This window comes from Pseudomonas sp. 32A, assembly GCF_052682255.1.
This window is the reverse complement of sequence record NZ_JBQYLY010000001.1, coordinates 2,201,983-2,214,751: the sequence shown is the minus strand read 5'-3', so window position 1 is coordinate 2,214,751 and position 12,769 is coordinate 2,201,983. Positions and strand designations below refer to the sequence as shown.

Annotated in this window: 11 protein-coding genes; 1 reads left to right on the top strand and 10 read right to left on the bottom strand. The window is 62.7% G+C overall.

Annotated elements, in window-relative coordinates:
- Window positions 1-495: 495 nt before the first annotated feature.
- From ACUN0G_RS10210 to ACUN0G_RS10170, 9 genes are all read right to left on the bottom strand, one after another.
- Complete coding sequence (locus tag ACUN0G_RS10210) at window positions 496-1,626, bottom strand: MFS transporter (protein WP_445573278.1); 1,131 nt, start codon at window positions 1,624-1,626, stop codon at window positions 496-498.
- Between the two features lie 75 nt (window positions 1,627-1,701).
- Window positions 1,702-3,066 (bottom strand): MFS transporter, encoded by a 1,365-nt coding sequence (locus ACUN0G_RS10205; protein ID WP_076016073.1) that lies wholly within the window; start codon window positions 3,064-3,066, stop codon window positions 1,702-1,704.
- A 92-nt stretch (window positions 3,067-3,158) separates the two neighbouring features.
- On the bottom strand, window positions 3,159-3,695 hold the full coding sequence (locus ACUN0G_RS10200; protein ID WP_445573277.1) for an alpha/beta fold hydrolase: 537 nt from the start codon (window positions 3,693-3,695) through the stop codon (window positions 3,159-3,161).
- Between the two features lie 3 nt (window positions 3,696-3,698).
- A complete protein-coding gene (locus ACUN0G_RS10195) occupies window positions 3,699-4,475 on the bottom strand; it encodes an HvfC/BufC family peptide modification chaperone (protein WP_445573276.1) in 777 nt (258 codons plus the stop codon).
- A complete protein-coding gene (bufB, locus tag ACUN0G_RS10190; RefSeq protein ID WP_445573275.1) occupies window positions 4,472-5,323 on the bottom strand; it encodes an MNIO family bufferin maturase in 852 nt (283 codons plus the stop codon). The genes ACUN0G_RS10195 and bufB overlap by 4 nt, the downstream gene beginning before the upstream one ends.
- A 98-nt stretch (window positions 5,324-5,421) precedes the next feature.
- Window positions 5,422-5,694 (bottom strand): BufA2 family periplasmic bufferin-type metallophore, encoded by a 273-nt coding sequence (bufA2, locus tag ACUN0G_RS10185; protein WP_076016069.1) that lies wholly within the window; start codon window positions 5,692-5,694, stop codon window positions 5,422-5,424.
- 24 nt (window positions 5,695-5,718) lie between these two features.
- On the bottom strand, window positions 5,719-6,486 hold the full coding sequence (locus ACUN0G_RS10180; RefSeq protein WP_076016068.1) for an alpha/beta fold hydrolase: 768 nt from the start codon (window positions 6,484-6,486) through the stop codon (window positions 5,719-5,721).
- 45 nt (window positions 6,487-6,531) lie between these two features.
- Window positions 6,532-6,960: a DoxX family protein gene (locus ACUN0G_RS10175; protein ID WP_445573274.1), complete on the bottom strand. Its 429-nt coding sequence runs from the start codon at window positions 6,958-6,960 to the stop codon at window positions 6,532-6,534.
- Window positions 6,957-7,229 (bottom strand): BufA1 family periplasmic bufferin-type metallophore, encoded by a 273-nt coding sequence (locus ACUN0G_RS10170; protein WP_003211270.1) that lies wholly within the window; start codon window positions 7,227-7,229, stop codon window positions 6,957-6,959. The genes ACUN0G_RS10175 and ACUN0G_RS10170 overlap by 4 nt, the downstream gene beginning before the upstream one ends.
- A 701-nt stretch (window positions 7,230-7,930) precedes the next feature.
- Between ACUN0G_RS10170 and ACUN0G_RS10165 the strand changes: the two genes are divergently transcribed.
- Entirely contained in the window at window positions 7,931-10,756 is a 2,826-nt protein-coding gene (locus ACUN0G_RS10165; RefSeq protein ID WP_445573273.1) for an ATP-binding protein, read from the top strand.
- A 1,111-nt stretch (window positions 10,757-11,867) separates the two neighbouring features.
- On the opposite strand, the gene ACUN0G_RS10160 is transcribed toward ACUN0G_RS10165, so the two are convergent.
- Window positions 11,868-12,752 (bottom strand): LysR family transcriptional regulator, encoded by an 885-nt coding sequence (locus tag ACUN0G_RS10160; protein WP_076016066.1) that lies wholly within the window; start codon window positions 12,750-12,752, stop codon window positions 11,868-11,870.
- Between the last annotated feature and the right edge of the window lie 17 nt (window positions 12,753-12,769).

Here is a 12,769-nt window from a genome sequence, read left to right as displayed (position 1 = left end):
GCACGGTCAAAAATGTGGGAGCGGGCTTGCTCGCGAAGGTCGTTAACGATGACGCGGGCATTCTGGATGAACGCGGCGCTCTCAGGTTTTTCGCGAGCAAGCCCGCTCCCACAGAAAAGCAGCTCTGTTTTCGCTCTGGTCTTTGCTTTTGCTCTTAACACTCAAGCCGGCCGGGAGGCCGCTGTGCTCTGCTTTTGATCTGCTTTTGATTTTGATCTGCGGGCCCCGTTAACCACGATGGCCGCAAGTAGGCACGGTGGAGCGGGTAAATCGGCAGGGAAGCCGATTTAGCCGCGCCGGGCCATGGATGGCCCGTCGCGGCGGCCCGCGGAATCGGGCCGGAGTGCGGGCATGCCGAGCCTAGGCGAGGCACCGAGTGGTGGGGCAAAGACCTTTTGGTTACTTTTGGGGCGTTTGCCAAAAGTGACCCGCTGTAAGAGCGGAACCCTAAGTGGCCGTTACCGAAGAAACGGATATGCACTCAATCCCCCCATCTCATGCTAACCCCCTGGCCCGCCAGCAAAACACCGCACTAACCGCAATCGCCGCCCCCGCCACGCCAAACACCCAAGGCGCCGACGCCACCGGCAACAACAACCCCGCCAGCAATGGCCCAAGCCCCGCCCCCACATCCCGCCACACCGCATTCGACGCCAACGCCGAAACCCGCATCGCCCCCGGATTACGCTCCGCCACCAACGTCGTCACCAGCGGCAACTGCAACGCCCGCAACACCAACACCGCCGCCGCCCCCACAATCACCCAGTGACTACCAAACGCCCCCAACGCCAACGCACTGAGAAACGAAAACAGCAACAACATCGAAGTCGCACCAAACTGCTGAGCCACGCGCCCCCCTAGCGGACTCAGAAGCAACTCCGAAACATATCGCAGCGCCATCAACCCACCGGCAATCAATACCGCATTCCCACCCAGCATCTTCTGCGCCTGAATCGACAGACCAAAGATAAACAGCCCATCCAGCGCCACCCCTTCGATAAACGACCAGGTCGCCACACTGTCAGGCAACTTGAACCGCCGCCCCGGCGTGCCCTGCAAATTGTGACCGGCGGTCGGCAACCCCCGCGCCATCCACAACCCCACCAGGCAACACACCGCCAGAATCCAGAAGATCGGCCGCGGCCCCACCTGTAACGTCAGCCATCCACCCAGCGGCAAGGCCAGCATCGGCCCCAGGGCAATCAACGCCCGTGACCGCCCCGCCCGACGCGCCGCACCCAGCGGTTCAGAAGTGGCCAATACCTGAGTGGAAAGGTTCAACGCCGCAAAACACAGGCCCCAGACCAATCGCAGGCCAAGCAAGGCAGCAAACCCGGAGAGCATCGAGTTGCCGAGGGCACACACCGCCGCCGCGCCGGCGGCGATGGAGCACGTCAGCCGATCACCGTTACGGGCGTAGAAATTCAGAACATGCTTGTAGCCGAAGATCCGCACCAGGCGGTTGGCCGCCAGCAGCACCCCGGCCTGGGCCAGGGTGATTCCGAACGCCTGGGACTCCATCGGCAGTACCAGGTACAGCAACACGTCACTGGGCAGGCACAGGCCAAGGGTCAGCGCGGCACGGCGGGAGTGGGAATCAGCACTGCGTTGGGCCAGATCAGACATAAAGGCTGAAACATTCAGAATTATTTAGACAGCCACGGTAGCCGTCTCCCTCAATGTTTTACAAGGCCCAAATACTTAAACCTTGGCGCCGTCCTGCATCAGGCGCAACCCGCTGGCCACCGCGCCCACCAGGGCAAACCCGCACCCCAGCCACAACGCGTACTGCGGGCCGCTGCTAAGGGACAAGTGGAAGCACAACGCCACCAATGAAGCGCCGAGTGTCTGCCCCATCAGCCGCGACGTGGCGACGATGCCGCTGGCACCGCCACTGCGGGCGATGGGCGCGCTGGTCATGATCGCCTTGAGATTGGGGGACTGGAAGAAACCGAACCCGGCGCCGCACAGGGCCATGCGCCAGCCGATATCGAAGGTGGAGGCGTCGTTGCCCAGGGTCGCCAGCGAGGCCATGCCCGCGCTCAGCATCACCAGGCCGATGCCGCACAGCAACGCCAGGGAGATACGGTCCGCCAGGCGCCCGGCAATCAGTGCCATCACTGCCACCACCGCCGGCCACGGGGTCATCAGGAAGCCGGTGGCCACCTGGCTGTGACCCAGCACCGTTTGCAACAGGAATGGCAGCGACACAAACGCGAGGCCCTGGGCGCTGAACGCGCAAATCGCGGTGAGGGCCGACAAGGTGAACAGCGGGCGTTTGAACAGGTCCACCGCCAGCATCGGCGCCGGGTGCCCGGCCTGACGGCGGATCAGCAACAGCCCGCACAGCAGCGCCACGGCGATCAGCCCCAGGGTCAACACCGCCTGCGCACCGTGCACCGCCGAGCCCAGGCCCAGCACCAGCAGGGCGAACAGCCCGGCACAGAGAATCGCCGCGAGCCGGTCGAAGGCATGCCCGGTGATCGGGATCACCGGAATCGCACGCCCCCCCAGCCACAAGGCCAATGCGCCCAGGGGCAGGTTGATCAGGTACAACCAGTGCCAGGTGGCCACCGACAGAATCGCCGACGCCGCCGTGGGCCCGAGGGTAAAGGCCAACCCCACCACCAGCGAGTTATACCCCAGCCCCCGGCCGAGTATTTTTGCCGGGTAGATATGCCGCAACAGCGCAATGTTCACGCTCATGATTGCCGCCGCGCCCAGGCCCTGCACCACCCGGGCGGCGGTCAGCGTCGGCAGCGACCAGGCCAGCCCGCAGAACAGGGACGCCACCACAAACACCAGCAAGCCGCCGAGGAACACCCGGCGGTGGCCGACCACATCACTCAGGGAAGCAAAGGGCAGCACCGCAGCGATGGTCGCCAACTGGTAGGCATTGACCACCCAGATTACTGAGGCGGAGTCGGTGCCAATGCCTTCGGCCAGTGTGGGCAACGCGGTGTTGACGATGGCCGTGTCGAGGGTCGCCATGCCGATCCCCAGGGAAATGGCGACAACCGCCGCGAGACGTTTATCACTGGGCAACCCATCAGCTACTGAAGACATGGACAATCCGCACACGTGGCAAAGGCCTCTAGATTACGGGCAGCGGCCTTTTTTTTCAGCGGGCAAATGCGCGGCTGTCCAAATATTCATGTTCAGGTGCGCCAGTTGCCCATCCGGGCCATCTGCACCAGCACCTCGGCCAGGGCGGGCTGCGGCGCGCTGTTGACGGTGACCAGCGCCACACAGCGGCTCGGCCGCAAGGTGGCCGCAGCCGTGACGGCACGACCGCCGAGATCGAACCCACCCAGCACCGCTTCAGGGATGTGCAAGGCGTTCATCAGGTCCAGCACGTCCTGGCCGAGAACGACTTCCTGAGTGACGGCGGGCGCAGCCTTGTCCAGTTGCGTGGTGCTGCCATGGCCTCGCAGGTACGGGATGACCACCCGAAAGCCTTGGGACACCAGATGAGGCGCGACCTCGGCAAAACGCTCAAGGTCGCCGTCAGCCCCATGCAGCAAAATGATCGGCCGGCCGTCTTCCGGGCCGGCTTCGTAGTAGCCGATATCCAGCAGGTCGGTGCTGACCTGGCGGATCGTCCAGGGCGCAGGCGCCGCCCATACCGGCAGTGACAGCGCGACTGAAGCAATGACGCTGGAAATCAGAAAGCGACGGCGATTGAAAAAAGACATGGGTTATAGCTCCAAAAAATTCGACACTGGAAGGTCATCAACGACCCCCACAATCAACTCGCTGCCGATCCAGCCGGCCAGCCACTCACCGGCTTTTGCCACGCCCTCCTCTTCCCCCAGGCGCTCCACCAGAAACTCGCACAGCCCGGCAAAACTGCCGTCGCCTTGCAGGTGCACCAACGCCTGGAACTCCAAAGCCTCGACTTGCCGCAAACGCGAGGTGAACTGCCGACGCCACACCAGCAACCCACCGGCCTCAGCCAGCATCACCGCCTCGGGCGCCGGGGTTTGCTGCCACAACGCCGACCAGATCGCCTCGGCATTAGTGGTCAGCCCGTGGCAACGCAGCGACGGCGTGAGTTGCAGGCGTGCCGTGTCCCAATCCACCGCCGCCAGCACATCCATGGGCAACGGGCTGGCATCGGCGGCGACAAATGCCTCGTTGAGCGACGACTCGATCCAGGCCAGTTCATGCACGTCGGGATTGTTGGGGAACCGTTCACCCAGGGTCAGGTGAAAGCCCTCGGGATAGACGTCCAGGGTCCAGGCATGGGGCGGATACCGGTCGATATGGCTGATGCACGCGGCCAGAAACGCCTCATCCCCCAGCCAGCGCCGCAGGTTGGGAAACGCCTGCTCCAGGCAACCCACCAACTGCGCACGGTAGTTGTTCTGGTAAACCGCCAGGCCTGCGGCCTTGTTACCCAGCAACTGGGCCGACTCGTCCGAGGCACTCACCAGCCAGGTGTGAAACGCCTGCTGCCATTGGGCGAGATTCATGAGCGCACCTGCGCACGCTTGCAGGCCTCGGAAGCCCCCAGCATGCGGGCGATGGACAGTTCCTCCAGCAGCTCGGCCAAGGGCGGAATCTCGTCATCGCGCTCGATCATCGTGGCGACCGGGCCGAGCAACGCAACGGCCTTGGCATACAAATCCCAGACCCCGTCACACACCGGGCTGTCATGGCTGTCGATCAGCAAATCGCGGCCCTGACTGTGCCCGGCCAGGTGAATCTGCCGCACCCGCTCGGCCGGAATCCCGTCGAGAAATGCCAGGGCGTCGAAGCCATGGTTGCTGGCGCTGACAAACACATTGTTGACGTCCAGCAACAGCTCGCAGCCGGTGCGCCGGGACATGGCGGCGATGAATTCCCACTCGCTCATGGATGCGCCATCAAAGGCCAGGTAGCTGGACGGGTTTTCAAACAGCATCGCGCGGCCCAGCACGTCCTGAGCCATGTCGATATTGGCGCAGAGCCTGTCCAGTGCCTCATCGGTATAAGGCACCGGCAGCAAGTCATGGGAGTTGAAGCCTCCACTGCGGGACCAGCTCAGGTGGTCGGACACAAACAGCGGTTCGATCTCGTCCACCAGCGACTTGAGACGCTTCAAGTAATCGCGATCAAGGCCTTCGGCCGTGCCGATCGACATCGATACCCCATGCAGCGCCACCGGGTACCGCTCACGAATCTGGCGCAGGATATGCCGGGGCTGGCCGCCCGCGACCATGAAATTCTCGGAGATCACTTCAACGAAATCCACCGCCACCGGGGTCTCCAGGAACTCACTGTAGTGCTCCTTGCGCAACCCCAGGCCGTAGCCCGGGAAACGCGGATTGGGTGTCGGCATCACATGGCCTCCGTTAAAAAACTGTAGGAGCGAGCTTGCTCGCGAAAAACCCGAAAACAACACGGGGCATAAGACGCCCCGCGTCATCGTCAACGGCCTTACTTCGGCTCAGTCGTGGTACCACCCAGCTTCAAGCACTCGGACGGAGTCTTAACGACAACGCCCTCACCCTTGCAGCTGTTGAGACCCTTGCAATCGTTCTTGGCCGTGGCGCACAGGCTTTCGCCCTTGCAGTTGTTCACGCCGTAGCAGCGACCCGGCTGTTCCGGCTGGTCAGCGGCGCTGGCGGCAGCGGCAAAGGACGCCGACGCCATGGCGATCAGGGCGGCAGCAGTGGCAAGGCTCAAACGGGATTTAATGGACGTGCTCATGGGTATTACTCCTCGGGGTGGGGTTTACTTGATGACGGATGCAGCGTCTTCGATGACCTTCGCCACAGCCTCGGGCTGGGAGATGTACACCGAGTGGCTGGCCTTGATTTCAGTGACTTTCGAACCGGCGCGCTTGTACATCCAACGCTGCAGATCGGGGCTCAGGGCACGGTCCTCGGTGGACACCACGGCGTAGGTCGGTTTCTTGTGCCAGGCCGCAGCCCACACGGTGCCGCCGAACAGCGCGGTAGTGGCCGGCACCTGAGAGGCGGCCATGAAGTCGGTGCGGTTGGTGGTCAGGTCGGCAGCAAAGTCGGCATTGAACTTGGTGCGATCAAAGAACAGGTGCCCGTCGCGGGTCTGCTTGACGTCATTGCTCGGCGCCGGCATCGAAGACAGCAGTTGGCTCATGTTCTCGCCGACTTCCGGTTGCAGGGCCGAGACATAGACCATCGATTTGACCTTGTCGCGGTCACCGGCAATCGAAATCACCCCGCCGCCGGAACTGTGGCCCACCAGCACCACCGGGCCGACTTGCTGCTCCAGCACTTCGCGGGCCTCGGCCACGTCGGCGGCGAGGCTTTCATGGCCCTGATGCACCACGGTGACCTTGTAGCCCTTGTGAATCAGGATGTCGTGCACCACTCGCCAGCCGGAGCCGTCGACGAAGGAACCGGGTACGATCACCACGCTTTTACCGGTGCCCGGTTGAGGCTTGGCTGCATCGGCGGCCGAGGCCACCAACGGTGCAGCGAGTGCCATGGCGATCGCCAGGGAAGAAAGAATACGCATGCGACTCTCCACAGGCCTTGGGGCCTGATCATTGTTGTGAAAGGGTTAACGCCGTGGGCCAGACAACACGCGGTCCAGTGACCAGGCCCCGCCGCCATACGCCAGCAGCGGCAACAACAGCCCGGCCCAGGTCAGGTGGGTCGGCCAGGCATCGGGGTACACGAACACCTCGATCACCAGGGTCATACCCAACAGCGCGGCGGCCGCCGGGCGGGTCAGCAGGCCCAGCACCAGCAACAGCGGGAACAGATGCTCGGCGTAGGTCGCCAGGTGTGCCGCCCAATCCGGCGGCACCAGCGGCAAGGCGTATTCCGAGCGAAACAAGGTGTAGGTCGACGGCTTGAGTTGCAGAAAACCGGTCACCTTGGTGCGGCCCGAGAGGAAAAACACCGAAGCGATACCCACGCGAGCCACCAGCAACAGCAGCGCCTCAGGCAGCACGCGCTTGAGCACCGCAGGGGCCAGGGCAATCATGGTTGTTCCGTCAGGCTGCCGAAGCCTTTGGGGGTTTTGATCTGGGTGCAGGTGCCTTTGTCCACCAGCACCCAGGCGTTGCCCTGGTAATCCGCCTTGGCGGTACCGGCGCAGGAAGTCCCGGCACCGGCGGCGCAATCGTTGGCCCCGGCGAGGGACACGCCGAAGCATTTCTCCTGAGGCTTGGCATCCTCGGCGTGGGCGGTGGCGGCGAAGGCACCGAGGGACAGTGCGAGGGTGGCGGCAAGGGCCGCGTAGTGGCGCTTCATGGTTGAATCTCCTGGCTTGACTGAATGTGGCCAGGGCGCTTGTGCGGTGGGTGACCACTTGCGCCATCTGGTAGACAGATTTAAAGCCAGGCGTGTATCCCGTCTGTGTCGCGTTCCCTCCGGCTAATCATGCCGCTGTATCAGATGGGTGCTGATACACAGTCTGATACACAGCCAAAATTGTGGCGAGCGGGCTTGCCCCGCGTTGGGCTGCGAAGCAGCCCCAATAAGGGATCACCGCGCATCTACAGACAAACCAAGACAGCCGATTTCAGGGCCGCTTCGCGCCCCAACGCGGGGCAAGCCCGCTCGCCACAGCCATCGCCGTTTTATTCGGCATCCCGAACGACACAATTAGAAATATTCGCCTTTCCGAACATTCCTCTCCGACCGCCTTCGGCGACCTCAGAAATCACCATAAATTTCATACGGTTGTTGTCATCTTCGTTACATGCCAACTGGCATACATTCTGCTACATCAGGTTTTCTAGTAATAAAATGTTTCTGAATTGAAACAGTCTCATCGCCTGACACCCAACGGCCCCGCGCCCTATAACAATGTCCATGCCCCAAAGGAGGGCGGCAATTCTCACCTTTTTGATCGACTTCAACTCTCCAAGCCTGCTGCCGCACGTAAGCACCCAAAAGGGCGAATGGCCTGATCGCCAATAACAAGCCCGACTACAAAAAAGGACAAATTGATGAGTTCGAGCAAATACCCCGCAGTGTCCTTCACGGACCTCGTCCCCCAGGCCCCGGACCACACCGAGAATGCTATCGGTTTTGGCCCCTTTCTTTTGTTGGCGCGCCAGCATGTATTGCTGCGCAACGGCGAGCCGGTGACCCTCGGCAGCCGCGCCTTGTACTTGCTGATCGCCCTCGCCAGCCGGGCTGGCGAGTTGCTGGAAAAGTCCGAACTGATCTCCTTCGCCTGGCCCAAGGTGGTGGTGGAGGAATGCAACCTGCGCGCACAGATCGTTGCCCTGCGCCGGGCGTTGGGGGATGACGGCAACTTCAGCTACATCGTCACCGTGCCGGGCCGGGGTTACCGGTTTGTCGCGCCGGTGACGATGCAGGCGGTGAGTGAAGGTGCCATCGCCCAGGCGCTGGTGCCCGCCCCGACCGTGGAGGCACCGAACCTGCAACCGCCGCCCATCACGGTGATTGGCCGCGAACAACTGATCCTGAGCCTCGCTGACCAGCTCCTGAGCCAGCGCTTCGTGACCATCACCGGCCCCGGTGGCATCGGCAAGACCACAGTCGCCCTGGCCGTGGCGCAACTGCTGCAGGGCCGCTTTCACCAGGGCATGTGCTTCGTCGACCTGGCCCCCGCCACCAGCGGCCAATGGGTGGCCGGCATGCTCGCCAACGCACTGGGCATTCAAAGCGTGAGTGACGACCCCTTGCAAAGCGTGGCCTCGATGCTCGCCAACAGCCCGTTGCTACTGGTGCTCGACAACTGCGAGCACGTGCTGCAAGCCACCGCCGACGCCGTCGAAGTGCTGCTGCGCTGCGCGCCCCAGTGTTGCGTGCTGACCACCAGCCGCGAACCGCTGCGGGCCGAAGGTGAACGGGTGCACGACCTCGCACCTCTGCTGGTACCGGACGAAGACTTAAACCTGAGCGCCGAGCAAGCCATGACCTGGTCGGGCATCGCGTTGTTTATCGAACGGGTCAAGGCCCTCGACCCGAGCTTTGTGTTCAAGGACACCGACGTCGCCGCCGCCAGCGCCATCTGCCGCAAGCTCGACAGCAATGCCCTGGCCATCGAAATTGCCGCGGCGCGGGTGCGCACCTTCGGCATCCAGGACCTGGTGGGTTTGCTCGACGGCAGTTTCCGCCTGCAAATGACCGGCCGACGCACCGCCCTCGCCCGCCATCGTTCACTGAGCGCGACCCTGGACTGGACCTACTCGATGCTCACCGGCGACGAACAGGCCATGTTGCGTCAACTGGCGGTGTTCACCGGTTCCTTCACCCTGGACGCAGTCAAGGCCATGACCGCCAGCAGCACCCTCGACGCCCGCAATGCCCTGCCCTTGCTGGAAAGCCTGATGGACAAGTCGCTGCTGATCGCCGGTGAATCGCAGTTGCTCAAGCGCTACCGCCTGCTGGAAACCACCCGCGCCTACGCCCTGGAGAAACTCAACGAACACGGCGAAGCCGACGCCACCCGTCAGCGTCATGCACGGTATGCCCTCGAGGTTTTGCAGGAAGCCGGGCAGACCCTCGACAGCCTTTCTCCCGAGACCTGGGTTGGCCTCTACGGCCCGGAAATCAACACGATTCGCGCCGCACTGGAGTGGGCCTTTTCAGCTTCGGGCGACCTGCCCACCGGCATCGAACTGACCCTGGGCGGCGTGCCGTTGTGGCTGCGCCTGTCGCTGGTCAGCGAGTGCCGTACCTGGGTCGACAAGGGCCTGGCCAGCGCCGACACCACCCCGCTGCCGCTACGCCAGCGCATGCTGTTGCAAACGGCCCTGGCCAGCGTGCTGATGCTCACTTACGGCACCGGCGGGCCGATGCGCGAAGCCTGGCGCCAGGTGCGCGAAGACGCCCGCGACCTGGGCGATGCCGAGCACAAACTGCGGGCGCTGTGGGGCCTGTGGAGTGACCGCTGCGGCTGCAACCAGTACGCCGAAGCGCTGGAACTGGCCGAGCGCTACATCAGCCTGAGCCACAGCGGCAACCAGCAACTGCTGGGTAAACGCATGCGTGCGGTGGCGTTGTTTCACATGGGCGACCTGGCCGGCGCCCGGCAGAATATCGACGAGGCACTGGGGTCACCGTCGGCGCCGCGCTCGCACATTATCGACGTGCATTTCGACCAGCGCATCGCCGCCCGTTGCCTCAAGGCAAAGGTGCAGTTGCTGGAAGGCGATGTTGACCCGGCGCTGCGCCTGATCGGCAGTTGCGTCGATGAAGCCATCACCCTCGATCACCCCGCGACCCTCTGGTACACCCTGTGCCTGGGGGCGATTCCCCTGGCGCTGTTGGCGTCCAACCTGCCCAAGGTGCGTTATTACCTGGGCTTGCTGCAGGGCAGCACCACGCAACAAGACCTGCATATCTGGCGCCAGTTTCGGTTGTGTTTCGAGAGCATTCTGCTGATTCGCCAGGGCTCGCCTGAGGAAGGTGTGCCGCTGTTGGGTGAGGCGTTGCATCACTTGAGTGGGCAGGGAGACAGCCAGCTGTATAGCTTGCTGCGCTGTGAATACGCCTTGGGCCTGGCGCGGCTGGGGCTGGAGAAGCTGGCGCTGGAGGTGTTGGAAGACACCTTGCAATTGGCGTTGGGGCGGCATGAGCATTGGTTCGTGCCGCAGATGTTGCGGATCAAGGCACAGTTGATCTTGCGCCAGGCCCAGTATGGGTCGGTGGACAAGGCCAAGGTGTTGCTGCGCCAGGCGTGGGTGGATGCGCAGTTGGCCGGGGCGCACTTTTGGCGGGCGCAGATTGCCAGTGACCTGGCCAGGTTGCAGGAACCGAAGATGCGGATTGCTTCGTTGCCCCGGTTTCAGCATCGGTAGGCGACCGTTAATCGGTACGCACTTGAGTGTTCTGGGGTGGGGGCAATGTTAGGGGGCGGGGGTTCTGATCGGGTCGGGTGCATATCCGTTTCTTCGGTAACGGCCGCTATTGGTTCCGCTCTTACAGCGGCTCACTTTTGAAGAGCGCAAAAGTAAGCAAAACGCTCTTGCCCCACCACTCGGCACCTCGCCTAGGCTCGGTGTGCCCTCACTCCGGCTTTGGACCGTGGGCCGCCGTCATGGGCCATCCCTGGCCCAGGACGGCTAACCTGGCGTCCTGCCAGGTTACCCACGCTCCAAAGCCTGCGTTCGGCCAGCCTGGTTAACGGGGCGCCTAAGATCAAGATCAAAAGCAAAAGCACAGCGGCCTCCCGGCCGGCTTGAGTGTTGAAGAGCAAAAGCCAAATCAAAAGCTAAAGCGGGCACGGTCAAAAATGTGGGAGCGGGCTTGCTCGCGAAGGTCGCTAACGATGACGCGGGCATTCTGGATGAACGCGGCGCTCTCAGGTTTTTCGCGAGCAAGCCCGCTCCCACAGAAAAGCAGATTTGTTTTCGCTCTGGCTTTTGATCTGGCGGTCAAATGTGGGAGCTGGCTTGCCTGCGATAGCATCAACTAGGTCTGCCTGATACACCGAGTTGTCTGCATCGCAGGCAAGCCAGCTCCCACAGAAAAGCAGAGCTACATCAGCTTCTGATTTGGCTTTCGCTCTGGATCTTGCTTTTGCTTTTAACACTCAAGCCGGCCGGGAGGCCGCTGTGCTCTTGCTCTTGCTCTTGCTCTTGCTCTTGCTCTTGCTCTTGCTCTTGCTCTTGCTCTTGCTTTTGATTTTGATTTTGATCTGACTGCCCCATTCAGCCCGAGGCCGAACGCAGGTATTGCGGAGCGGGTAAACCGGCAGGACGCCGGTTTAGCCGCGCCGGGCCATGGATGGCCCGTCGCGGCGGCCCGCGGAGCAATGCCGGAGTGAGGGAACGCCGAGCCCCAGCGAGGCGCCGACAGGCGGGGCAGAGCCCTTTGCTTACTTTGGGGCTTTTCCAAAGTGAGTCGCTGTAAGAGCGAAACCATAGGTGGCCGTTACCTAAATAACGGATATGTACTCAACCCCAACCCCTAGCGAAACCGCGCAATCACCGCCTCCACCACCGGATTCGGCCGCTGGGTATTCCACGCGACAGCCGTAGTCACCACATTGAGTTTCTGACTCAACCCACGAAACACCACATTAGCCGGCGCCAGCTTCTTCAACGACGCCGGCACCAACGCAATCCCCTGCCCATAGCTGACAAACGCGATCTGCGAAGCCACCGACCGCACTTCATGCAGCACCCGAGGCGAAAACCCGCTGGCACGACAGGTCGCGATCAAATTGTCGAAATACACCGGACTGACGTTGCGCGAAAACATCACCAACGGCTCATTCGCCAGGCTCGACAAACTGATCCGCGTACGACTCGCCAACGGGTGATCCGCCGGCAACGCCACCACCAGCCGGTCCTCCGTCAATGGCAATGACTGCACCGAAGCCCCAAGGTCACCATCCAACCGAGCAAACGCCAGGTCGATATCCCCGGCCTCCAGCGCCGGCAACGCCTCGACGCTGTCGATTTCCCGCACCGACACCGTGAGCTGCGGATAATCAAGCTTCAGTTGCTCAATCAACCCCGGCAGCACATCAAACATCGCCGTGGAAATCGCACCAATGGTCAACATCCCCGACTGCCCCGCCACCGCTTCCTCCACCGCGAGTTCCAGACGCTCCAGCTGCTCGGCGAACTTACGCACCGCCGGCAGGATCGCCGCGCCCACCGGAGTCAGCTTGGCCCCCCGTCGGGAGCGGTCGAACAGCTTGACCTTGAGCGCCTGCTCCAGCACCTGGATCTGCTCGCTCAGCGGTGGCTGGGACATGCCAAGGCGCTTCGCCGCACGGCCGAAGTTCTGCTCCTCAGCCACCGCAAGGAACAACCAGAGGTGGCGAATCAGGCGAAAATTGATCATGGCTTTATCCATAGGTT